General features: G+C 52.8%; 19 protein-coding genes and 2 pseudogenes. 9 read left to right on the forward strand and 12 right to left on the reverse strand.

What is annotated here, in order from left to right:
• Positions 1-181 precede the first annotated feature (181 nt).
• The 3 genes and pseudogenes from PBN151_RS07575 (at position 182) to PBN151_RS07585 (ending at position 1,819) form a co-directional block, all read left to right on the forward strand.
• Positions 182-933: pseudogene (locus PBN151_RS07575) on the forward strand (formimidoylglutamase).
• A pseudogene (locus PBN151_RS07580) lies at positions 917-1,267 on the forward strand (sodium/glutamate symporter); the annotation flags it as partial. The pseudogenes PBN151_RS07575 and PBN151_RS07580, both read left to right, overlap by 17 nt.
• Before the next feature lie 255 nt (positions 1,268-1,522).
• Positions 1,523-1,819 (forward strand): thioredoxin family protein, encoded by a 297-nt coding sequence (locus PBN151_RS07585; protein WP_072728532.1) that lies wholly within the window; start codon positions 1,523-1,525, stop codon positions 1,817-1,819.
• 24 nt (positions 1,820-1,843) lie between these two features.
• Here PBN151_RS07585 and PBN151_RS31105 read toward each other — a convergent pair whose 3' ends face one another.
• Positions 1,844-2,002, reverse strand: coding sequence for a hypothetical protein (locus tag PBN151_RS31105; protein WP_175560649.1), 159 nt, complete (start codon positions 2,000-2,002; stop codon positions 1,844-1,846).
• 104 nt (positions 2,003-2,106) lie between these two features.
• Between PBN151_RS31105 and PBN151_RS07590 the strand changes: the two genes are divergently transcribed.
• The gene (locus PBN151_RS07590; protein WP_072728533.1) at positions 2,107-2,976 is read left to right on the forward strand and encodes a class I SAM-dependent methyltransferase; all 870 of its coding nucleotides are present in this window, start codon (positions 2,107-2,109) and stop codon (positions 2,974-2,976) included.
• A gap of 66 nt (positions 2,977-3,042) precedes the next feature.
• On the opposite strand, the gene PBN151_RS31110 is transcribed toward PBN151_RS07590, so the two are convergent.
• The 9 genes from PBN151_RS31110 to PBN151_RS07625 all read right to left on the reverse strand — a co-directional run bounded on the left by PBN151_RS31110 (position 3,043) and on the right by PBN151_RS07625 (position 17,177).
• A complete protein-coding gene (locus tag PBN151_RS31110; RefSeq protein WP_175560650.1) occupies positions 3,043-3,201 on the reverse strand; it encodes a hypothetical protein in 159 nt (52 codons plus the stop codon).
• Positions 3,202-3,243: 42 nt separating this feature from the next.
• Positions 3,244-6,087: a GAP1-N2 domain-containing protein gene (locus PBN151_RS07595; protein ID WP_227774497.1), complete on the reverse strand. Its 2,844-nt coding sequence runs from the start codon at positions 6,085-6,087 to the stop codon at positions 3,244-3,246.
• On the reverse strand, positions 6,084-7,346 hold the full coding sequence (locus PBN151_RS07600; protein WP_072728534.1) for a hypothetical protein: 1,263 nt from the start codon (positions 7,344-7,346) through the stop codon (positions 6,084-6,086). The genes PBN151_RS07595 and PBN151_RS07600 overlap by 4 nt, the downstream gene beginning before the upstream one ends.
• 13 nt (positions 7,347-7,359) lie before the next feature.
• Positions 7,360-7,995 carry a beta-mannanase gene (locus PBN151_RS07605; RefSeq protein WP_072728535.1) on the reverse strand — a complete coding sequence of 212 codons (636 nt, stop codon included), beginning with the start codon at positions 7,993-7,995 and terminating at the stop codon, positions 7,360-7,362.
• A 20-nt stretch (positions 7,996-8,015) separates the two neighbouring features.
• Entirely contained in the window at positions 8,016-9,296 is a 1,281-nt protein-coding gene (locus PBN151_RS07610) for a vWA domain-containing protein (protein ID WP_072728536.1), read from the reverse strand.
• Positions 9,297-9,366: 70 nt separating this feature from the next.
• Positions 9,367-9,498 carry a hypothetical protein gene (locus PBN151_RS32265; RefSeq protein WP_265332080.1) on the reverse strand — a complete coding sequence of 44 codons (132 nt, stop codon included), beginning with the start codon at positions 9,496-9,498 and terminating at the stop codon, positions 9,367-9,369.
• 18 nt (positions 9,499-9,516) lie between these two features.
• Positions 9,517-11,949 (reverse strand): transcription initiation factor TFIID, encoded by a 2,433-nt coding sequence (locus tag PBN151_RS07615; protein WP_072728537.1) that lies wholly within the window; start codon positions 11,947-11,949, stop codon positions 9,517-9,519.
• Position 11,950: 1 nt separating this feature from the next.
• A complete protein-coding gene (locus PBN151_RS07620) occupies positions 11,951-15,340 on the reverse strand; it encodes a tubulin-like doman-containing protein (RefSeq protein ID WP_072728538.1) in 3,390 nt (1,129 codons plus the stop codon).
• Positions 15,341-15,395: 55 nt separating this feature from the next.
• A complete protein-coding gene (locus PBN151_RS07625) occupies positions 15,396-17,177 on the reverse strand; it encodes a vWA domain-containing protein (RefSeq protein WP_072728539.1) in 1,782 nt (593 codons plus the stop codon).
• A 391-nt stretch (positions 17,178-17,568) separates the two neighbouring features.
• Between PBN151_RS07625 and PBN151_RS31115 the strand changes: the two genes are divergently transcribed.
• The 3 genes from PBN151_RS31115 to PBN151_RS31120 all read left to right on the forward strand — a co-directional run bounded on the left by PBN151_RS31115 (position 17,569) and on the right by PBN151_RS31120 (position 18,897).
• Positions 17,569-17,721 carry a hypothetical protein gene (locus tag PBN151_RS31115; RefSeq protein WP_175560651.1) on the forward strand — a complete coding sequence of 51 codons (153 nt, stop codon included), beginning with the start codon at positions 17,569-17,571 and terminating at the stop codon, positions 17,719-17,721.
• Positions 17,718-18,659 (forward strand): hypothetical protein, encoded by a 942-nt coding sequence (locus PBN151_RS07630; protein ID WP_072728540.1) that lies wholly within the window; start codon positions 17,718-17,720, stop codon positions 18,657-18,659. The genes PBN151_RS31115 and PBN151_RS07630 overlap by 4 nt, the downstream gene beginning before the upstream one ends.
• Positions 18,660-18,744: 85 nt before the next feature.
• Positions 18,745-18,897: a hypothetical protein gene (locus PBN151_RS31120; RefSeq protein WP_227774499.1), complete on the forward strand. Its 153-nt coding sequence runs from the start codon at positions 18,745-18,747 to the stop codon at positions 18,895-18,897.
• 671 nt (positions 18,898-19,568) lie between these two features.
• On the opposite strand, the gene PBN151_RS31810 is transcribed toward PBN151_RS31120, so the two are convergent.
• The gene (locus PBN151_RS31810; protein WP_227774501.1) at positions 19,569-19,709 is read right to left on the reverse strand and encodes a hypothetical protein; all 141 of its coding nucleotides are present in this window, start codon (positions 19,707-19,709) and stop codon (positions 19,569-19,571) included.
• Positions 19,710-19,839: 130 nt separating this feature from the next.
• Positions 19,840-20,796, reverse strand: coding sequence for a LysR family transcriptional regulator (locus PBN151_RS07640; protein ID WP_072728541.1), 957 nt, complete (start codon positions 20,794-20,796; stop codon positions 19,840-19,842).
• 110 nt (positions 20,797-20,906) lie between these two features.
• On the opposite strand from PBN151_RS07640, the gene hutG reads away from it, so the two are divergent.
• A complete protein-coding gene (gene hutG / locus PBN151_RS07645; RefSeq protein ID WP_072728542.1) occupies positions 20,907-21,896 on the forward strand; it encodes a formimidoylglutamase in 990 nt (329 codons plus the stop codon).
• On the forward strand, positions 21,880-23,070 hold the full coding sequence (gene gltS, locus PBN151_RS07650; protein ID WP_072728543.1) for a sodium/glutamate symporter: 1,191 nt from the start codon (positions 21,880-21,882) through the stop codon (positions 23,068-23,070). The genes hutG and gltS overlap by 17 nt, the downstream gene beginning before the upstream one ends.
• Positions 23,071-23,238: the final 168 nt, after the last annotated feature.

Genomic DNA, 23,238 nt, shown 5'->3' on the forward strand with positions numbered 1-23,238 from the left:
TGAAAACAAGGGGGCGTCCCAAATCTTTTTAGACTTTTGGGACACCCCCCTGGCTGTTGAAATTTCTAATGTACAATCCCGAGAGAACCTTAAGGGAGCCCCACGCGACCGATGGTGGATCTAGCTTCGGAGCAAACAGACAACCCTAGATCTTATCGATTTAAGTTGATTTCTTCGATTTATTGGAGCCGATGTATGGATCGGCCGCACGGATCATGCAGAGAGAAGAAGCAGCTTCCGCTACCATCAAATTGTGGAACGGATGGAACTGGATGCACCAAAAAAAACCTTTTCTCCAAACACTTGCGCCATCATCGGATTTGAATGCGAAGAAGGCGGAGGACATGAGACGCTATATGGACATTATTTAGGTGTCCGGCAGCATATCGGGCCAGATGCTTCACTTGGAATTATCAACATTGACGCCCATTTCGACCTACGCCCCTACGACACTCAGCCATCATCAGGAACGATGTTCCGTCAAATACTAGAGCACGATCGCAATAGCAGCTACTTGGTGCTTGGCATCCAGCGTTTCGGTAATACACAAGAACTGTTCGACAAAGCGGACGAGTTCGTTACCCGCTACATTCTAGAAGAAGATATGTATGAAGGACAGATGGATAGCATCCTTTCAACCTTACGAGTGTTCATCGAACAGCAGGATTATGTCATGCTCACACTTTGTACCGATGTTCTCAATGCGGCATTTGCGCCGGGAGTCAGTGCTCCCTCTCCTTTTGGATTAACACCGATGGTCGTTCGTGCCCTTATTCGCTCGGTCGCCGCTCATAAGAAAACGCTTTCTTTTGATATTTGCGAGGTGAATCCAGATGTTGACGAGAACGGGAGACCATAAGACTGGGAGCATACTTGACGAATGAAGCGATCATGACATTTATGGGGAGGAATACGGATGACGCTGGCGCTTAATCAAGTGAATACGATATTTTTGGCTGTAGCCTTGCTTGTACTAGGAACCTTTTTTGTCAGAAAATCGGGAGTACTGCAAAAGTTTTGTATTCCAGCGCCCGTTGTCGGAGGACTGCTGTTTGCTATCCTAGCAACGATCCTGAAAACGACAGGTCTATTGGAAATTACCTTTACTTCGCTCCAAAGTCTATTCATGCTCACGTTCTTCACCACGGTAGGACTGGGGGCAAGCTTTCAACTCATCAAATTAGGCGGCAAGCTGCTCGTCATTTACTGGCTTGCCTGCGGATTCCTCGCTTTGGCGCAAAATAGGATCCTTGGTGCACTTTTAGGGTTCACCATTCAAAACAAAAAGACCTCCAGCCCACGATGTGGAACTGGAGGTTTTGCTGTATTTCTGCAGATGTTAAGACACTTCTTGTTGCTTGACTATAGTTATTTTCTGTCAAGAAGTACTCCCGATTTATGAACAAAAGCTTGCGGAAATCGACGAGCAAATCCATTTTCTTGAATCTATAAAGTCCAACCTGCAAGAGCGCATCCGCTTCATTCTAGACGAAAGACAAACAACAAACTGGGAGGAATAACGATGAGTATGTACGAAGTTGATGAACAATCATTTCAAGGATTTATTCGCGTGCAAGGGGTTACACTTGTTGAAATCGGAGCATCATGGTGTCCGCCATGTAAGGCGCTTCTGCCTATTCTCGACGAGTTGGATCATCAATATGGGGAACAGGTAACCGTACTCCAGGTAGACTGTGACGACTCCCCTGCCATCGCGTCCGAATACCGCGTTATGTCTATGCCAACCGTCATGATGTTTCATAACGGTGAGCCGGTAGAAAAACTTATCGGGCTAAGGCTGCTTCATTTTTTTTGGTAACCGCTCATAGTTGTAGACTGCCACTTATCCAACAGGGAAACTGGTTATGGTACTGCAATCCAGTGTGTCTGCCAAGGAATCGAGCGTAATAAGATTTGCAGCCTCATGAAGATAAGCTCCAGTCGCTCCCTTCCTGCTGTCGTCTTCACAGCCGGGCATACGACCACCCAATGTCAACAACACGTCATGCCAGCCTTGTTCCGCGATTGTTCCTGATTTCTTTTTTTAGGATAGAACACAATGCTCCACGAAGTCATATACCATAATGTGAAGGGGGAGGGCTATCCATGAATTGTCCGATATGCAAATCACAATTTATTACATACTTTCATCGTTATAGCCAATTTAACTTATTGCAATGTTCTAATTGCGAGTTGGTATTTCAGGAAGGATTATCAAATATCAATACTAAAAAATTTATTCCGGAAATTTATAATGAAGCTTGGTTATCTATGAGAGAGCCGTATAAAGAATCTACTTTTGTTGAATTTGCATTATTCAATATCACTTTAATTCAACAATTTCACGCAACCAAAGGAAATCTGCTTGAAATAGGTTCTGGCACCGGTGAATTTTTATACGCTGCACAAGCTGCGGGATGGAATGTTTCAGGTTTAGAACCATCCGCCACTTCTTGCCAATATGTTAAAGAAAATTACGGTATTAAATTGAATAACAGCATGTGGGAGCGATCGCTTTTCCCCACACAACCAACCTTTAACGCCGTTGCTTTTTGGCATGTGCTCGAACATGTTCCGGAACCAATTACTTTTCTACAAGAAGTTCATTCTGTACTTTATGAGGATGGTTTGCTATTTTTTAGCGTTCCAAACCATCACTCCTTTACCAATGAAATTTGCGGAGTTGAATCTTTACTCTATACAGAAGTCGATCATTTATTTCATTACTCTAGTTATAATTTACCTTTATTGCTGGAACAGGCTTCATTTGAACCAATTACTATCTTTTCTCGCCAAGCTCCGCACCGAATTCATATGGATATCAATCTAAGTCTACAGAAATCGGACCGATACAAAGAAATTTCTATACCACAGAAGATGGCTCTTATTCCCCATCTCCAAGCAGACATGCGCGGACATGAATTGTATGTCGTAGCACGTAAAAAGACGGATGTCAAGCCAAACGCGACAAAATGATTTAGGCCGTTTTCCAAACTAGACATTGTATATCCGACATCCCCCTAGTAACCTAGCATTCAATGTTTATTCGAATCTATCTTTCTCTGCACCCGCCGCCACATAGCGGACTCCCCACAATCCAATCGTCAGCACGAGCGATGGCACCGTTCCCATCGAATCCATTCGCGTTCGCGGTTCAAGCGTACCGGCAGCGAGCGCATGGCTCACAGTCTTCTCTGTCATTCAGTACAGGATGACAAAAAAATAGAGGCTGACTGTCAGCCTCTATTTCTCAATATACTCAATAATTTTCTGATTCACAAGTACTCCGCTTATTTTTCCGATATCTATCATTTTACCCAAAGAAACAATCGCTTGATAGGATCGCTGCTGGGTCGGCTCGGCCGAAGTCCCGCCAGTGCTACCATCTGCTCCTCCGGCTGGTTGTCCGCTCCCGTCGCCATTCTGATCCTGCTGCCCGCCGCTTGTGGAAGAAGAAGCGGCCCCCGAAGAACAGAGATTCTGCACAGGACGATCCTTATACGTCTGCTCGGTGCCATCCTCCAGCTTCAATGTAATCGTGCCCGCCTGAAAAGCGGAGCATTCCGCCTCCGTTCCGAACTCGAATATAAGCTCTGTCGTCGGCTTCCATTCGCCGTCCACGAAATCTTCGACTTGCCTCGCGTAGACTTGCGGTTCGATCTTATTTGCCCGCTCTTGCGGAGACGGCGCAGGATTGGACGCAGTGATATCCGCCACTGCGGGCTTGCCGCTGTCGAAGACGCCGGAAGCCGCCAATCCGCCGCCGATGCCGCCGATGACCAGGATCGCGGTCGCGAACCACACCATCGCTTTCCGGTTGCGCCGCAGCCATCTGACGATGGGCGGCGATAACTCACTGCGGGCCTTGACGTATGCAGCCTGAAGCGGCGCGCCCGCCTGCTCGAAATAGAGCTTACGGTTCGTCCGGTTTTTGAACGCGTCTTGGTCGTATTTTTTGAAATAAGCGACCACCGCCGCGACATATCCCGGCTCGAGCTTCCTTTCTCGCGAGAACAAGCGCTGCTTCTCGGACCAGTTCATGAACAGATAGACGGTCTCCCGGTTCGGCGCATGCAGGTGCAAATAATGGAGCAGCGCTCCGTATTCGATCAAGCCTGTGTCGGCATCCCGGTAGAACGCCAGCACTAGACGCCGGAAGCGGGACGGCTCCAGATCCTTCTGCAACCAGCGTCGTCCAAGTTGCTGCAACCGATCCAGCTCGGCAGGCGATAAGCCGCCGAAGATCGATTCATCCGGCTCGGCGTCGCGGAACCAGCGGTATGCAGCCAGCATGACATTCGCCGTGGATTGCACCTGAGGCGAATAACGGGCGACCCATTCCCTCACCTCGCCCGGGTGCGCTAGGAAACCGATCTGAAGGAACGCTTCCTGGCGCGTCTCCTCCAGATTCAGCTCCTTCAGCAGGAACACATTCGCCGCATAAGACAACTGCTCCATCAAGAGCAGCATATCTTCGTCGGCAATCCGCCCCTTCTCCGCGAGCAGGCGGTCTACCGTATCCAGCACCGCGTTCACGGCGGACACCGGCTCCGCATCATGCCGCAGCTTCTCGGCGAGCTGCCCGGCAGCCAGCTCGGTGAACTCAGCCTTGCACAGCAGCACCGGATGCTGGCTGGACCAATGGTGAGCCAGCTTCACAAGTTCCTCGGCCCGGACGATCTCCTGGAATTTCTGCCGCATATACGGGAAGAAAAGCTCCACCGTCTTGCCGCCCCGCAGCAACGTGTCGAAGAAAGGCTTGCTGACGCTGTCGCTGCCCTCGATGAGCGCATAATAGGCTTCCGTTCGCTCACGGCTCTTCGCCTGATTGGCTTCATATAAGCTCCGGATCAAGTACCCGAGCAGATCGCTGCCCAGCGCCGCCCCGGCAAGCGCTTCGAATTCCATGAAGCATTTCACGATAGCCGGATCGGGCATCTCGCCCTGCTTGACGAGCTCATACTCGCGCTGGAAGCCTCCGCGGAACAGCTCCGCCAGCCGCCGCTTCGACTGAACAGCCCCTTCCGGTGCTAAGTAATCGAGCATCGAACGCAGCGCGCCAACCCGATTCTGCATATACATAGAATCACTGCCTTCCTCGATCTGGTACAAGATAGCCAGCTCGTGGCAGCTCGCGATCGCGGTATGCCGCTGCGAGTCCATACCCTCCAGCATCTGCTCGTGGAAGACATAGAAGGCTTCCGCCCGCCCGGGCTGATCCAGATTGCTCCAGGCGAAGCTCAAGTAGGGCTGCTTCCCCAGATCGATATCGACATTCGTCACCCGCTTGGACGCGAGATCGAAGGTATAATCCTTGTCGATGCTGCGATCATTCTGACGCAAGCTCCCTTGCTCGACGAACGTCAGATGAATGCCCTTCCGGCTCTGCGGCTCCTTCGAGAACGTCAGGAAGCCGAACGCACGGCGGTACGCATACGGCAGACTGCCGTACAGCACGCCGACCAGCTGCAAGGCAGTCTCCGACAATTCCTCCACCGCGACGTCGAGCGCCACGAACACTTTGCGCCTTGTGACAACGGACGAGATGACGGCGAACAACAGCTTCTTGAACATCTTCTCATCGATGCCGAGGCTGGCGAGCAGGGAGGCCGGCGAAGCCGGACGGCGCGCTTCCGCCGCGGCAGGAATCCTCTCCAACTCAGGCAGCTCTGTGCCCTGCTCGATATCATAGCTGCCGTCGAAGTCCGCGTTCAGCAGCGAGGGGTAGTCCTTCACCGCTTCAGCCGCCTGATCGGCGGGCATAATATAGTTATGGGTGAAGAAGGCGCTGCGCAAGCCCGTGAAATCCGCCGCCTGATAGATGCTGCGGCCTAGGACGAGCTGCCCCATCTCAGCGTGGAACAGGTGCAGTGCTTGCGGATAGCGCGCTTCGTCCTTCTCACCGCGCGCGGCCAGCTCCGCCGGTGCGTCATAGACACAGAACGGATGCAGTACTTTTTTGATGAATCCGGTATCAAGCCCGCCGGAGACCGCGATCGTGTCGAAGCCTTCGTTGAAGCGGAAAATACCGCGCCGCTCCCGCGTGTACATTTGCTGCTGGATGCGAGAGGATCTGTTCGATGTCAATGCTGCTCTCTCCCCTCGATATAATCCAATTGATGCAACAGCCAGATGAACGGCTCATCTACCCGGATTGGACTGACAACCCCCTGCAGCTTCTGATTGACCGGGTTGCTGCCCAATGCCGACACGGCGAAGTAGGCCGTATTGGAGAAATAGACATCCATCGTTCCTTTGAATGGACGGTCCACCTTCTCGATGAAGCGCCGGATCTCGCCATCGATATTATGGAATTCCGTCAGATCGAGATATTTGCGATGAACCATATTGTGGAAAATATTGCTATTCGACTTAATATAGTCTCCATCCTCATCCTTCAACGCATGCAGCATGTCGCTCTTCGTCAGTACGACCGCCGTCGGAATGTCGGTCTTATTCTTGTCCTGGTAAGCGATGAAGTCGCCGAACAGCGTCAGCACGACATCGCGCGGCTCGTCATATTGCGGTACCCAATCGTCCGAGGCTCCGCCGTATTGCATACGGATTTTTTCACGAATCGACCGAATTTGCAGCGGATCGATCATGAACAGAATGCCGGTCGAATTTTTAATATGCTGGCCATGCAGGCCGAGATAATCCTGATCAACCATCCCTTCCCCCGCGACATCAAAAAACACCAGTGTGAGCGGCGGCTTCGTCTCATCCTTGAAGACGAATTGAAAGATGAACGGCTCCTGCATCTTCTCCTTCTGCGTCGACGCGAGCAGATCGCCGCGTTCGAACAGAGGCTCCTCGTACAACGTGCGGAACTTGCGGCTTATCTCCGCATTGAGCGGCATGCAGGCGGCATCGAAATGATCGGCCGTCACATGCTGGAGCGTATGAATCAGCGAGGTCATGTAGACCGATTTGCCGACCTGGGAAGCTCCGATAATGGAAATGATATTGCTCGGCACCTTCCCTGCCGTTACGGGCAGCTCATTATGGCAGTGCGGGCACAGCCTTCTGCGCGTGACGACGCCATAGCGGTCATTCAGCCCGATAAGCACATGGTCGGAATACAGATGATGCTCCTCGGGAACATCGCGCGGCTCGATGACCGCCTCCATATCATAGACCGTGTCCAGGCCGAAGCGGTCCCGGTATTTGTTCAGCTTCTCATCCTCCTGCAGCGCATAATTCTCGTCATCCTCGCGGTGGTGCGCCGCGCGGAACACGACCTCCGCCGGCGAGAACTTGCTGAAGCAGTACGGGCATACGATATCATAGAACAGCGGCCGTGACGCCGGCTGCGGCTTGCGCTTCAGAAAATCAAAAATCCCCAATGTCTTCTCCTCCTCATTCCGGTATCAGCTCGTACAGCTGGCCGTATTGGCGGCCGTCGGTGAAGAAGAGCCGAATATAATCGTCCTTCCCGATCTCAATCTCCGGCAGCATGTTCCGGCCCGGGGCGAACGGCTCGACGAACGGGTAGACCGTGCCGTCGTCTTTACTGGCGGGATAGCCGCCGTGCTTCTTCACATAGCACAGCACATCCGCAGGGAGCGGCACCTCTGCCGCCACCTGGATTTGCGCCGTCTTGAATGTTTTGAACCAGCCGCCTTTATAGCGGATCGAATAACAGATTCTCGCCCGGCCGGTGCTCAGTGCGATCCGGTTCCCGCCATCCTGCTGGATGACGAGCTGCTGCTGTCCATCCTCCTGCAGTAGACAAGCGTAGATGGTATAGACGAGCCGCCCGATCCCATCAATCCGGTCATGGTACCCGTTGTTGGCTTTGTACTCGTCTCTCGTATACAGCTTCAGCTCCGCGACCGGCGGACGCTCGGCCGCCAGGCGATCCGCCGCCTTGTGCACGTAGACGGCCTGAATCGTATCGGGCCACAGCCATCGCAGCGTACATCGATCTTCGTCAATACTATGTGCCAGTCTGCGGATGATCGGCGTCTCCGAACCCGCTTCCGAATAATACATCTATCATAGCCCCCTCCACACTAGAATCCACGGCTGTTCTGATCGGGCTGCCGTCCGGACAGGCTGCTGCCTTCATTCCCTGCCGCTCCTCTTCGCGGGCGGCTTTCCTGCTGCCGCTGGCTCTCCTGCACAGGCACGGCCAGCGTGAACATCGCAATGACGCCCGCCAGCACTAGATCGGCGCCGAGGCGCACGGCTCCGTCCGCAAGCGGTCGTCCGGACAAGCCGGCCTCCAGCAATAGACCAGCAAGTAGCCCCGCCACAGCCCCGCCGATAGCGAAGCTCTTGGCGAGATAGCGGTTGTCGAACACGAGGCCGAGCGACAAGCCAAGCGCAGTGCCAATCAGCGCGAGGGCAATGACATGCAGCGCCTTATAATAGCCGCTGTCCCGAAGCGGCCCGGAACGCTCTGTCACCAACGTCCGATCGCCGATGCTGCTGTAGATCTGCTCGAAAACGAACGACAGATCGTCCGCTTTGGACACATCGTAATACTGGCCGCCGGTCTCGTCCGCGATCTGGCGTAGTAGGCCCGAGCCTTCCGCATCCACCAGACTGAGGCCGATCGTGTGAACGGCAATATGCTTCGCCTTATAATCAGCGAGCACTTCGTTCGTATTCACTTCGCTGAAGCCGTCCGACAGCAGGACGGCCATCGTGCCGCCCGAATCAGCCGGATTGTCCTTAATATGTTTCATCGCTTCGGATAGAGACAGGCCGATATCCGTACGGCCCTGCGTCGGCTGGAGCCCATCCATCTTAGCGAACAGCTCATCCTTGACAGCCTGATCCTTCACTTGCACGAAAGGCTGAAGCAGGGTCACGCTGTCGTTAAATACAAACACAGCTACCCGCTTGTCCCGATCCATCTCTTCGATCATTCGCTTGGCCGCTTTATAGCGATCCTGGTTCGGATCCGTCTGCTCCATGCTGCCCGAATTGTCGATCACAAGCACGATATTTTCGACCGACTTCACGCCGCCGGCTTCAATCTGGTAGGCCGCTTCGAGCGTCAGCCCCGCGATGAACAGCAGGACGAGCGTCGCGGGCACGAGCACCAGCCACGATGTGCCCGCATACCGCTGCCGCCACGATTGGCCATTCAGCCGGGGCGAGATCATCTCGGCCGTCAGACAGGCCAGGCCGATGAATAGGGCGATGATCCCGAAGTAGAGCCCGCTCACCACGACATCCGGCCAGTGGCCAACCAGACGACACAGCAGCCACTCCCCGGCGGCCCAGCCGACCGTGCCTCCAATCAGGCTGAACAGCACCATGAGCCAATTCACTTTTCGCTGCATAAATATAGCATCCTCTCACATAATCTCACAAAAAATACGTGTTCATAAAGGCCGGTATTTACATATACGCTCAGGTAATCGTCATGACCCGCTCCATTCCAGGTCCGCTGCCCCGGATGCAGCTTCTGCCCTTCGGATCAATGCGCTGGCGTTCCGCTTCCCCCGAGAACGGCAGCAGTCCGTACGGAAGCCCGGCGGACACTCGCCTGGCATACCCGGATTAACGGATAGGCGGCAGCAGTTCAGGATCGATACCATGGAATCGGTACCCGTTCTGCACGTAGCTCTCGTAGTACATTTTGCCATTCCGGTAATACATCAGGTCCTCGACGCAGAAGCCGCCCATCATGTTCAGCTTCTCTACCCCGCTGCTTCGCTTCTCGTGCACGCAGCCGAGCTTGTAGATACGGGACGTCTCCTCCTCGTTCAACGCATACCGCATAAATTCGCTCGTCGCGTCGCCGAAAAAATATTTCTCCTCGTAGCGGTGCTTATGCGTATAATCGAGCAAGCGGATATGAATGCCAGCATACTCCTCCAGCGTCCGATTCAGCTTCTTGAACAGTTCGTCCCGCGACAGCACCTCCTGGTTGCTGTAGTCGATCGTCACGTTCGCCCGCCGCAGCAGTTCTTCCTCGAACGTCTGCCGGAACGGAGCCGCGGTCAACATATGATCCCGGCATACCTCGCACAGTCGCGCGGCCAAGGCTTCTATCCCCTGCTCCAGCAGGCGGGTGACGCTGCCCATATACCGCTCTTCGCCGAAGGCCCCCGGCCCCCGCTTCGCCTCGATGTCCCGCATGACATCCGCCGTCACACGTTCATAATACTCCATAATATTTTGGCCGATATAATCATCAGCCCGACGGATGCTGGCGAGCGCCGCTTCCCGGAGCGTCCGTTCCAGCGACTCCATCTGCTGCACGTACTGCTTGCAGATCGCGTGCAGCCGTTCCAGCTCCGCTTCATATTTCCGATACAGCCGCAGCTCCGTCTCCAGCCGCAGCACCTCCAGCTTCTGGCAGTACACGGTGTCGAAGAAGGCGCGGATGAAGCTGCGTACATTGTGCTTATCCATCAACGGCAGCCGTTGGAACGATTGCGCCTCCACCTTCTCGCTATACTTCTGCTCCAGCTCCGCCCGCGCCGCTTCCAGCGCTCTTGCCGCCTCGCGGATGCGGCCGTGCAGAAGCGGCCAGACGCTGCCCGCTTCCTCGGCCTCGTTCGTCCAGGCGTACACATGATAGAAGCAGGTATCCGTCTGGGCGGCCAACCGCTGCCGGATCGCATCATGCAACTCGTCGTCCGGAAGCTGCCGGATCGCGCTCTCGGCGGCCCGTTCATAGTTCTCCCGGAAAAAAGCGGTGCAGCCGCTGCCGAACAGCGCTTCCTCTGCTTCGCGCAGCGTCATGCGCTTCAGCTGGCTGAAGCTGATGCCATGCGTCATCAAGCCGTTCATGTCGCCGAGCCGCTCCGCGGCCGGGACCGTCTGATCGACCTGGGCTTCTATCGCTTCCGTGTTCAGTCCGAACCAGGCAAGCTTCTCCGCGGCCGTTCGCTCGGGCCCGCCCTTCATCCGCTCGGTCAGCTCCCGGAAGAAATGGTACAGCACAGCGAGCGCTATCGAATGATTCGGGCGCTTCACCTTCGAGAAGCCCGCCGAGACGAACCCGATCCGGCCGGATTCGGTCATCAGATTGTTGCGCAGGGAGGTGTTGTTGTAGCTATCCATTCCATGCGCCCCAGCCGAGTCGATCCGCTTCCGGTTTTTCAACAGGTTCATATGGCAAATGATCTCGTAATTGTCTTCTTCGTCGAAGGATGACATGCCGCGTTCATTTTTGTCCGTCAGCACATAGACGAGATCGAATAACGGCGAAGCGGGATGCGTCACCTCGATCGCAATCCTGTCTTCCGTCACATGCAGCGGGGCCGAGAACGAGTAGTCCGGACTCTGCATATAATCGAGCTCACGCAGGAACGCGACTCCCGCCGAGCTGGCATAGCCGAAGGATTCGGCTTGTTCCCGCTCGCTGATGAGCGCGTACAGATCCGTCTGCACCGACTTGAACGATTGCTGAAAAATAGCTTCCGCCAGCAGCGTAATTTCCGGCACCAGCACAGTGAGCGGATCATCGGCCCGCGTAATGACCGCCAGATGAATCCGATCGAACGAAGCATAGAGGCGGCCGTACTCCGCGATATCGCTGCTCACCTTCCGCAAGATGCGGTTGAGCTCAAGCAGGCCGCCCTCCTCCGCGTAGAACATACGGTGCACATCGCGGCGTATCGTCCTGCGGCTGTCGCTATCCCCGCTTCCGCCGAGCGGAAGCACGAGCCGGGCAACTCTGCCGCCGGGTTCTGCGCCATGCCGTGCGGAAGCGGCGCTGCGGGCGGCGGAATCTTCCCCGCCGGAGACTTCTACCCCTAGACCACGGGACGCAATGTGCACGTACATGACGCCGGCACTGTTATCCCATTTCCGCTCGCTAATCTGGATCATCGGCTCAATCGCGTCCCCCGCCTTGTTCCCGATGAAGAGGAACACCGTCGGATAATGAATGCTGCTCTGGTTATCGTCCCGGCCGGTGAGTCGATCCTCGTCGCGCGCATATTCGGTTGCGAACCTTTCCACTTTGGTCTGCGTCATCATCTTATTTCAACTTTCTCCGAATGGCGTTCAGCTTGGTCGTCAACTGCTTGTAGAACTGGTACGTATCCTCGCCGTTCGCCAGTTCGATTTTCTCGTATTCCAGCCGCTCGCGCGCCTCTAGGAACGCCGTGTACAGCTCATCCAGCTTCGCCAGCAGCGGATCGACATCCTCCGTTGCCGTCATCTCGGCGGCGCGGCGGGCCGATTTGCGCAGCAGCGTGCCGCGATGCTTCTCATCCAGGCCGCGGAAGTGCTCGTATACCTCGTACTCGACATAATCCCGGCTCTTCATTAGATTGACGAACGGCTCCCACGCTTCCTCTTCCTCGTCGCGGTCATATACATAGAGCGCGCCTTTTTTGCAGATCGTTCCGGTGTACATCGCTTCGATGAATTGATCCTGCTGCTTCTCCTCGTCCTGATGCTGTCCGAGCAATTGCTCGAACTCCACCACCTTCGCCTTGATCGCTTCGTACTTGGCCAGCTCCTCACGCAGACGCGCGATCAGCTCCGGCGAACGGATCAGATTCTCCTTCGCCAGCTCCTCGCTGATGCTGCCGAAAATATCTTTGGTCTCAACCGGCTCCAAGCCCTCTTCGAGCAGCCGCTTCAGATCCAGGTATGCGCGCTTCACTTCCCCGAGATTCGGCTTCGCGGCCTGCAGCTGCAGATCGTAGCTTGTGAGCATGTCCGTGAGGTTGAACGGCTTCGTGAAGACGACGGCATAGCGGTTGCTCGTATTGTCGTCCATCCCCTTCTCGATGACGGTCTTGAACCGCGCGCCCCGCTCGAACTCGGTGCGGACGCGGGCGTTGTATTTCTGCACCCGTTCGTTCCGGTACGTATCTCCCCATGATTGCTCCGGGATTGGGGAAGGAAGATACGTCCAGTTCGCCTTGTCTGTCTGCACGAGATGGCGGCCGATCCCTTCTTTGTCGAGAATCGTGCGCTCATAACTCTCCTCGTATACTTTGAGCGGCGTATAGACGAAGAGCGGCACCCCGTTATGCGTATTCAGCCAGAATATGCGGTTCTTCACCTCACTCTCCTTGACGGTGAAGTTCGACTTGCCGACCGCATTGTTCTGGTAGTTGCGGATCCCTTTGAGAATGCTCGGCGCCTTGACGGGCACTGATACGAAGCCCCAGCGCGGAAAATGCAGATTGCCCGAGCTGTTGCTCAAATGGAACACCGGAACCGCCTCGTCATCCAGCTTGCTCGCGATCTGGCGCTCGACGAACTTATCGATCGACTCGTCGTTGCCGAACTTCATGACAAGGAACTCTTCCATGGATTGCGTAATCAGATCGCCGAACTTGTCCGAAAGGAAATCCGAAATCGATCTGACGATATCAAGCTCCTGCTCCTTGACCCATTGGTTCGAGTGATTCAGCAGTTCCAGCGAGAAGTCGCGGATCAGGTCGTCGACTTCCTTCTGATCCATAATGTTGCTGATCACTTTCGAGATGTCCGGTACGCTGACGATGTTCCAGTAATAGGTCCGGTTCCCCTTATGGTCGGCTTGCTCCTCGCCGTTGATCAGAATGTCGCCGTTCTTCTCGAAGATCGAGTTGAGCGCGTTCAATATTTCAGTAAATACGCTATAAATGCGGTTGTTCTCATGGTTCAACAACTGATACAGATCTTCGTAGAATTCGATCATCTGCTCCGTGCGCTCCACATCGGCATGCAGCCAATATTCCTGAATTTTGGCTTCGATGTACATATTTTTCTTCTTGTCCTTGGAAATAAAGGCGCTCTTCGCATCGCCGAGACGCTCGCTCGCCTGCTCTTGTGCCGCCTCGATGTCGCGCGGAATATGATGCAGATTTTCGCGCAGCGTCTCGATGTAGGAGAGCAGCATTTTCAACAAGCAGAAGCCCTTCTCCGTGTAGATAAGACGAGACACATAGAACGGCCCCTGCTCCGGATGGAGGAACATCCGCCGGATCTGATCGGTGAAGCTGCCGACGATCTCGCCGGGAAGCTGCTTCTTCGCCTTGATGTATTCCTCGCGCGCCCGTGCTAGGAATGTCTGCTCCAGCTCCGTATCCATATTGACGACTTGCATTTTGATGACATTGTTATAGCTCAGGCGCTCGCTGTTCTCGAAGCCTGGCAGCGGCTCCGGCACGCGCGATTCGAACGTCTGCACCATCGTGTCGAGATCGACGCCTAGCTTGCGGGCGAACTTCTCGACCTCCTCCTGGCTCGGCGCCTTCTGGAACATCTTCTCCATCTTCTGGAACAGGCGGTACCCGAGATAGGTCGTCATCTCTTCAATCGGCAAGACGGCCGACGAAGCCCCGATGATGTTGTATTCGTAATTCGCCGGATACGCCCGGTTCATCTGGGCGATATTCGTGCGGATGTTGCTGATGTAATCGTGAATCGCGAATTCCTCGCCGGACTGCTTCTCCTCGCTCGCCATGAAGTTCGTGATGTTCTCCGCCGTCACGTTCATACAGTAGTCATACGCGTTCTCCAGCAGCTTCCCTTCCGTGTTCGTCGCCGAGATCAGATGGCACAGGTTGAACGGTGACAGCGGAGAATTGACCGTCAAAATGTTGCCGTACTTCTGCCGGAAGCGCTCGCCGCGGCTATCGACGTTCATCCAGTAATCAAGCTCCTTGAGCGCAGCGTAGCCGTTCTTCTTGATATATTCGCGCGTATGCTCGCTTAGGCTCTTGTTCGACAGGTTCACGTCCGGAGTGAACAGATAGCCGAGCGTATTGACGCGATCGATGCCCGCCGAGCCATAATCCCGCTCGATAATGCCGCGCACGATATAGGCGATGTCCAAGAAGCAGCCGCTGCCGGTCCCGCCGGACAAGCCGGACAGCAGAAACACCATCAGCTTCTTGTTCGTGCCGACGGACAGCGTCTTAATCTTCTTGTCAATCGCCTGCACGACCTGATTGATCTTGGTGAACAGAAGCAGGCGGCCCGCCTGGCGCACGCCGGCGGCGCCGTTCATTCCGTCGGTGATGCTCAGCTCAGGGGAGAGCCACTCGGTAATATATGGCTCCAGAATGCTGCGGTTCTGCAGCAGCCCGCCTATCTCGGCGTTCGACAGCAGCACGAATTCATTGAGCGGATCGAGTCCGATGCCGCGGTATGTTTTGTTGCGATCCTGTTCATTCGTCTCGAATGCCAGGAACTCCACATTGTCCGGCTTCCCGCGCTTCTTCTTCGAGATCGGATCCTCTGGCAGCTTGAATCTGCGATTGATCTGATACTTCAAGCGCAGCAGGGCGTCGATGCCGGTCCCTCCCAAGCCGATAATCAGGATCGGATTGTCGATCGTGTCGACGCGGATCTTGTCGCTGACGATGCCTCCGCCTAGCGATACGTCCAATTGCTGAATATGTTCTCTGACGATTGGTTTCATAAATGGATGTTCCTCCCTATCATTTCAAGTTCAAAAACGGGCTTGCGGAACGGTTCTACACGATATATTCAATCCAGACCGTTTTATCAACCTGTTGCAGCGGCACTGTAATCCGGTCGCCGCTCTTCATCTCCAGCCCTCTGCTCGCATCGACGGCGCGGCCCGATTTCTCAACTGTCCCGGCCGATCCGTTCTTGAGCAGGATGCGGTCGCTCTTGCCCGGCATAAACACCATCTTCTCGGTCTCCTTGAACTCAGGCGCCAACTGCAGCAGCTGGTGAATCGTGAATTTGCCTTTGAAGGCGGTCAACTTCTTATATTGCGGATAGGTCTTCTCTCCCGTATTCTCATCGCGGATCTCGATGACCATCTGGCCGACGAAGCCGCGGTTCGCCTTCTTCCATGCCGCGAGGAGGAACCCGGCGGTCAGAGCGAGGACGATGAGGACGATAGCCGCATAGACGATCCACGTCGGGAACGGCTTAGCCGCATCTCCTTCGCCTGCCCCTGCTTGAGCAGACGATCCGGCGCCCGCGGGCTTGGCGCTCACCTTGACCGGCTCCGTCTCCCGGTAGAAGCTTTTCTCCTCCGCCCTTACTATGATCTCGTAATCATGCTTGTCCTTCACCTCGAATTCCCCTTCGAAGCGGTTGCCCGCCTGAGCGAGGGGAAGATCGACCGTATCGCCGGTATCGAGATCCTTGACATTCAGCACGGCGCTCATGTTCTGGTACAGCGCATCATTTTGCAGCTTCCGGCCATTGCTGGTCAAGTAGGCGCCGATTTTGATTTTATCGCCTTTTTTATACGTTTTGGCCGAAATCGGGTCCATCGTCAGATCCAGATCATAGTTGAAGACGAGATTAATATCGATCTTGTCCTTATCCGCCCCCTTGACCTTCAGCTTCCAGTCGCCCTGGACCGGTTGGATCAGCTTCAGGAGCGAATAGCTATTCGAACGGGATAGCTGGACGTCATCGGAAGGAATCGCGACCTCCTTGCCGGACGGGTCGTACAGCTTCAATTCAACCGGCTTCGAGGACAGGATCGAAATATTGGCCTCCATGACGTTCGCATTCGGCACGTTCACCGTCACGTCCTGATAGCTCCCGTTCCCGGTGATCGGCTGGACCGGAACGATTTTCAGCTTCTGATGGCTGGCAAAAATTTCGCTCAATATTTGCGGAAGGTCGTCCGCCGACGATGTGACGAACGATTTGCCGTTCGTCTGCTTCGACAATTCGGCCAGCGCTTCCTTGTTCAACTGCCCGTCGGCGTTCAGTCCGATCGTATAGATCGGGATGCCCTTTTGCTTCGCTTCTTTTACCGCCGCGCTCAGCTCCAGATCCGACTTCGCCTGCGTGCGGCCGCTGTTCTTGTTCAAATAGTTGTTGCCGTCAGCCAGCAGCACGATCATCGGCTCATGGGCCGGGTCGGCTCCCTGCTCGAGCACCTTGACGCCTTCCTTCACCCCAACCGCGATATCGGTATAGGCCCCGCGGTTCAATTGATCGATGAACTGCTTCAGATCCTCCTTGTCCTCCTGGGACTGAATTTCCAGCAGCGCTTTCTCGCGTTCGATTTTATCGGTATAAGCGACGATGCCGACTTTGTCGCCTGCGGAAGACAGCATATCGATGAACATCTTCATCGCTTCGTTGCCGATCTTGTCTGTATCGCTCGTATCCATCGAATTACTCACATCGATAACAAGCATGGCATCGATCTTCGAGGCCGCCTCGGCCGCCTGCGCTGCAGGCACCTTCCCGAGCATGGGCAGCAAGCCGAATGCCAGAGTGAATAACATCATGTAAGCAGCTAATTTTCTCCGAAGCATAATTGTACTCCTTTATCATAAAGTGATAGGTTAATGGCAGGCACACATGCGCCACTGAAGAAGGCACTATTTTGTTATACCTTATAGTTATTAAGATTAGATGAACATTTTCTGAATTTTCTCGACTTCCCCGCCACCATATCGTCTGAAATGACAATATATTTGTCGATTCTATCACCAATCTGTCATTATGATATAATCAGTAACTATAAAGTTCAACCTTATTCGACACTATGCAATAGGGACAAAGTCATCCGAATGAAGGATACAATTGTCGAAATTTGTCTAATCAGTATACGAATACAAGGACACGCAGCCTTGATAGGTTTACTATGGGCTTGCGGAGCATATCCTATTACTCTAGTTTGCTGTTAAAAGGAAGGAACTCACTATGTTAGCATACTGTTGTATCGCAATTTTGTTTCTATTTGTCGCCAGCCAGACCGTCCTCTATTGGGTTCGGCGGAAGACGACGCCTTCGCCGGCGGATATTGACGCCCGGCTTGTCTCTATTGTGAACGGAGAGAGCGGGAGACCGACATGAAAAAAATACCTGTCTATTTCAGACCGTACCGCAAGCCGAAGCAGCTCTATCATCTCGTGCATCGATGCGGCTCGTGTCAGGCCTTCACCGCGCTGGAGGAAGATGTCTGTCCTGTCTGCGGCAAAACCTCGCTGCGCCCGATCGAACGGTACGCGGCCGCCCGGGTGAGGCGATCAATGCAGACGAAGCAGCTCTTCGCCCTGCTGCTTGGGCTCATCGGCATCCTGCTTAGCGACACATTCGGTCAGATGGCGCTCTGCGCCGCAGCGTCCATTCTGCTTATCGGCCTGCTCTGGTTCGTCCAGCGCAAGGCGAGGTCCGCCGAAGCCAGCCGCGAGCTGGACCAGCTGCTGCAGCGCGAGCAGGAGAAGCTGGCTCAGGATCTATACCGCGACTGGGAGCACGCCTTCTCGCATTGGGATGACGACAAGCAGCTCACCTACGAACTGCTGCGCCAGCTGCTGCCGTTAATCCGCAACGATACGATTCGGCTGCAGCAGTTGGCACTGCTTCATTACTTCGCACTGCGCAAAGATATGGAGCTGGAACTGGAACCGCTCTTGCTACAGCAATATGATCCGCTATTGGCCGATTACATCGGCGAGATCGCCAAAATCAAGCGGGATCTGATCAAGGATCGGACGTTCCAGTTTGTCATCCATTATGAGCCGGAAATTCTCGGGCTGGACAACGGCCAGGACATCCTGGCGGGCGTGGCCGGCGCGGCCGTACGCATGAAGCGTTACGTGCTCGCCTATCCCGGATTGGTACGACGCTACGCCCATCGACTGCCGAAGGTGCGCTTGCTCCGGCTGCACCGGATGATTCGACAGCACCCGCATGAAAAATGGGATCGCATCGCCGACGAGGTGAACCGGATTGTGCGCGAGAAATACGAATGGGATCCTGACTTTCAGGACTCGGCCGGGAGAGGCTAATGTATATGACGATCCGAGACGTCCTGAACCCGCTGAATTGTTATGCACTGCCGCGGTGGTAATGATTGGATTCAAGGGGATTCAAATGCTGGCCTCCGTGCGGGCCGCAGACCGGATGCAGAAGCATTTCAGCCGGTTCAAGGATTATTTCGAGGCGCAACTGGAGGACAGCGGTGATGCATCGATCAAGACGAATCTGCTGGCCAATCCGATCGTCACGGTCGAAGCTGTCGAATAGCGAGGGCTTGTCATCCTCCTACTTCTGTAGGGGGATTCTTTATTTCTACTACATCTTCAATTGGTAAAAATATGTGTGAAACGTTGCTAAACTCTTTTTTCAACCGACTCGGGCCTACTGTGGACAAAAATCTCAAACCCAAGAAACAACGCAAGCGTAAAAATAAAACAAAGAAAGGCAAGAAGGGAGAAAAAGCTCTACCACGACTCCAAGAAGAATCAAGCGTCTCGTGGAGTGGAGGATGCGTCACACCGACAAGATTGACTATTGAAATTTCATATAACGATCTTATCTACGCTCCGAGAGCCTACCTCCTAGTTACGATGGTTCGAGCTTTGGAACATAAATATTCAACCCTAGATCTTATCCATTTAAGTTGATTGCTTCGATTTGTTCTCTTAGCCTTTCGTGTAACGTCGCCTACTGCTCTTAATTTTTTAATCTTAATTCGAATTCTTCACATGCGATCGTCGTCATATGTATATATTACATATTGCTTTAACTCCATATTTCTTGCATTTTTTATATCTCTAAGTATTTTTGTATTATATATTTCCGCAAAACTACAACATTCATTGTATGAATCATCAAACATCTGAAAACTCACATCTAACTCAACCATATTAAAGTAATAAACTTTCTTGAATAGCAACTCGTATCCAATAAACTCATCATAATCCGATTCTGTACATAATGAACCACTTATCTTTAACTTCATTCTTTTGATAATTGAATTGAATATCATCCAGAAAGATCGCGTCTCTTCCATGAATTTCACCTATTTCGGTTTTTATAGCTTTGATTTGTTCCATCTCATTGATACCTCTTTCATCTTATTATTGAGCTTTCTCATGATTTTTGCGAAGCTTGCAAATACCACGATGATATCTATGAACTTCACGAACAGATACAAAGTAAAGAAATGGCACGAACCTCCTTACCTTAAAGATTACTACTCTCTAACTTCTCTTTTTCACCCTTACCCATACGATATATCACATCCGTTGCTTTGTGCCTCGGCGCAAAGTTGCGTTGTATCTCTTCCAAGAAGCACTGAACTGCAGGGGCCAAATACCGATTTTTCATAACCATCAAATAGACTGTACGTTCCAACGCAGGTGAATCCAACGTTTTGCGGACAATCGATTCATCCTTCGGTTCAACCAAATAATTTTCTGGAATAATAGCAACCCCAAGGTTTTCTCTTACTAATGTCAGTGCAGTCTCAAACCGTTCGATTTCGAATTTGATGTTCGGAGATGATTGCTCGAACGCAAAGGCTCTCAAAATATCTTCTCTCGTCTGGAAACCTTCCATGCTAATAATGAAGGGTTCTTTCTCCAACTCTTTGAATGTAATGGAATCCTTCTGGGCTAAAGCGTGTTCCCGATGCAGCACTAGGACTAACCTTTCCTTATACAAAGGGAGCGATTCAATATCGCCTTCATGGATGCACTGGTTCGTAATGACGAGGTGGGTATGGTATTTCCGCAAGGAATCGACGACCGCCTTTCTGCTCAGCACCTCGAACAGCTTAATATGCATCGAAGGAAAGCGACTGTGATATTCACGGATCACTTGGGGCACCCATTGCCTTACGGACTCGATCATGCCAATCACGAGCTCCCCTCTTCCGGTCAGCTTTACTTCCTCCATCTCTTTTTTCAAAATGTTCATTTGGGAGAGCAGCCGAATCGACTTCTCATACAACACGCTGCCCGCGTCCGTCAGTTCGATTTTTCTCGTGCTTCGTTCGAACAACGGCGATCCGACCTCATGCTCCAAGTTTTTAATAGCATTGCTTAAAGAGGGCTGTGATATATGCAGTTTTTGCGCGGCTCTGGAATAGCTTAACTGATCGGCAACCGTCACAAAATAATGGAGTTGTTTGATATCCAGAACGATCTTCCTTTCCCTATTTATAGCTTAAAGCTATTAATATATTTATATTATATATTTAAAATTATAAGAATGTCATCATATAATGAAACAACAGCATACGAGAAAGGGTGGGGTCATTGCGAAAATCGATTGGAGCCGATGTATGGGTCGGCCGAACGGATCATGCAGAGAGAAGAAGCAGCTTCCGCTACCATCAAATTGTGGAGCGGATGGAGCTGGATGCACCATGGGAAACCTTTTCTCCAAACACTTGCGCCATCATCGGCTTTGAATGCGAAGAAGGCGTGCGGCGCAATCAAGGGAGATTAGGAGCGGCAAAGGCTCCGAATGCGATCAGGCAAGCTCTCGCAAGCCTCCCCTGGAGAACAGCGGAAGATCATCGCCTTGTCGATGCGGGAAATGTGACTTGTTCCAATGACAAGCTTGAAGATGCCCAGGCAGCATTGGGCTGTGCCGTCTCTGATCTCTTTGCCAAATCTGCTACTCCCATTATTTTAGGCGGAGGACATGAGACGCTATATGGACATTATTTAGGTGTTCGCCAGCATATCGGACCAGATGCTCCGCTAGGAATTATCAACATTGACGCCCATTTCGACCTACGCCCCTACGACACTCAGCCATCATCAGGAACGATGTTCCGCCAAATACTAGAGCAGGATCAGAGCAGCAGCTACTTGGTGCTTGGCATCCAGCGTTTCGGGAATACACAAGAACTGTTCGACAAAGCGGACGAACTCGGTGCCCGCTACATTCTTGAAGAAGATATGCATGAAGAACAGATCGATACCATCATTTCATCCTTACACACGTTCATGGAACAACAAGAATATGTCATGCTCACCCTATGTACCGACGTTCTCAATGCGGCATTTGCGCCGGGAGTCAGCGCTCCCTCTCCTTTCGGATTAACACCGATGGTCGTACGTACCCTTATTCGCACAGTCGCCGCTCATAAGAAAACGCTTTCGTTTGATATTTGCGAGGTGAACCCGGCTGTTGACGAGAACGGAAGAACCATAAAATTGGGAGCATACTTGACGAATGAAGCTATCATGACATTTATGGGGAGGAATACTGATGACGCTGGCGCTTAATCAAGTGAGTACGATATTTTTGGCTGTAGCCCTGCTTGTACTAGGAACCTTTTTTGTCAGAAAATCGGGAGTACTGCAAAAGTTTTGTATTCCAGCGCCCGTTGTTGGTGGACTGCTGTTTGCTATCCTAGCAACGATCCTGAAAGCGACAGGTCTATTGGAAATTACCTTGGATACTTCGCTCCAAAGTCTATTCATGCTCACGTTCTTCACCACGGTAGGATTGGGAGCAAGCTTTCAACTCATCAAATTAGGTGGCAAATTGCTCGTCATTTACTGGCTTGCCTGCGGATTCCTCGCTTTGGCGCAAAATGTAATCGGGGTTTCCCTCGCCTCCTTATTCGACATTCATCCGCTTATTGGGATGATGGCAGGAGCCGTGTCTATGGAAGGCGGACATGGAGCGGCAAGCGCATTTGGACAAACCATTGAAGATCTGGGAATCCATTCGGCATTGTCAATTGGGATCGCGTCAGCTACCTTCGGTCTAATCGCAGGCGGTCTGGTTGGAGGCCCTACGGTAAAATATTTGATAGCGAAATACAACCTGAAGCCGACGGAAACAAATGAAGAAGCAGCAGCGAGCGTAGAAGCATACGTTCAACCGATAACGACAAATTCCTTCTTCATCCAAGTGCTGCTCATTACATTCTGTATGGCGCTTGGCACGTATTTGGGAGAACTGTTCACGTCAGCGACAGGCTTTGTCCTTCCTGGATATGTCGGAGCCATGTTCGTGGCCGTTATCGTCCGCAACATTGTGGACAGATTTAATCCGAATGCCATCGACATGAAGAGCATCAATCTGGTTAGCGATGTTACACTTGGTATCTTCCTGTCCATGGCGCTTATGAGCATCAAGTTATGGGAAGTGGCGGATCTTGCCCTTCCGATTCTCGCCATCGTGCTGATCCAAGTCCTCTTTATCGTTCTGTTCGGGATATTTGTTTTGTTCAGGTTGCTGGGCAAAGACTATGATGCCGCCGTGATGGTCGCCGGGTTCACCGGACATGGCCTCGGCGCCACACCCAATGCAATGGCCAATATGGCTGCGGTAACGGAACGCTTCGGGCCTTCCCGCAAAGCGTACCTGATCGTTCCCATTGTAGGCGCCTTTCTTATCGACGTGTTTGCCATGCCGATCATCATTACGACGTTGAATTTATTTAAATAGGATACTTGGTGCCCTTTTAGGGATCACCATTCAAAACAAAAAGACCTCCAGCCCACGATGTGGAACTGGAGGTTTTATTGTATTTGCGCAAATGCCATTACTGTTGGTTTGGAATAAATTTTTCCTTCTGAATATTTGAGTTTATTATGGGTCGAGACCTTGAAAGCT

The organism is Paenibacillus sp. NAIST15-1 (assembly GCF_001894745.1).
Lineage (GTDB): Bacteria > Bacillota > Bacilli > Paenibacillales > Paenibacillaceae > Paenibacillus_B > Paenibacillus_B suaedae.

Bases quoted from the DNA above. Each gene is read 5' to 3' on its own strand.
- PBN151_RS07610 (WP_072728536.1), bottom strand. From the start codon at position 9,296: ATGCAGCGAAAAGTGAATTGGCTCATGGTGCTGTTCAGCCTGATTGGA.
- PBN151_RS31115 (WP_175560651.1), top strand. From the start codon at position 17,569: ATGTTAGCATACTGTTGTATCGCAATTTTGTTTCTATTTGTCGCCAGC.
- PBN151_RS07585 (WP_072728532.1), top strand. From the start codon at position 1,523: ATGAGTATGTACGAAGTTGATGAACAATCATTTCAAGGATTTATTCGC.
- PBN151_RS07615 (WP_072728537.1), bottom strand. From the start codon at position 11,949: ATGATGACGCAGACCAAAGTGGAAAGGTTCGCAACCGAATATGCGCGC.
- PBN151_RS31110 (WP_175560650.1), bottom strand. From the start codon at position 3,201: ATGACAGAGAAGACTGTGAGCCATGCGCTCGCTGCCGGTACGCTTGAA.
- PBN151_RS31120 (WP_227774499.1), top strand. From the start codon at position 18,745: ATGCTGGCCTCCGTGCGGGCCGCAGACCGGATGCAGAAGCATTTCAGC.
- gltS (WP_072728543.1), top strand. From the start codon at position 21,880: ATGACGCTGGCGCTTAATCAAGTGAGTACGATATTTTTGGCTGTAGCC.
- PBN151_RS07605 (WP_072728535.1), bottom strand. From the start codon at position 7,995: ATGTATTATTCGGAAGCGGGTTCGGAGACGCCGATCATCCGCAGACTG.
- PBN151_RS07625 (WP_072728539.1), bottom strand. From the start codon at position 17,177: ATGCTTCGGAGAAAATTAGCTGCTTACATGATGTTATTCACTCTGGCA.
- PBN151_RS07620 (WP_072728538.1), bottom strand. From the start codon at position 15,340: ATGAAACCAATCGTCAGAGAACATATTCAGCAATTGGACGTATCGCTA.
- PBN151_RS07630 (WP_072728540.1), top strand. From the start codon at position 17,718: ATGAAAAAAATACCTGTCTATTTCAGACCGTACCGCAAGCCGAAGCAG.
- PBN151_RS07590 (WP_072728533.1), top strand. From the start codon at position 2,107: ATGAATTGTCCGATATGCAAATCACAATTTATTACATACTTTCATCGT.
- PBN151_RS31810 (WP_227774501.1), bottom strand. From the start codon at position 19,709: ATGGAACAAATCAAAGCTATAAAAACCGAAATAGGTGAAATTCATGGA.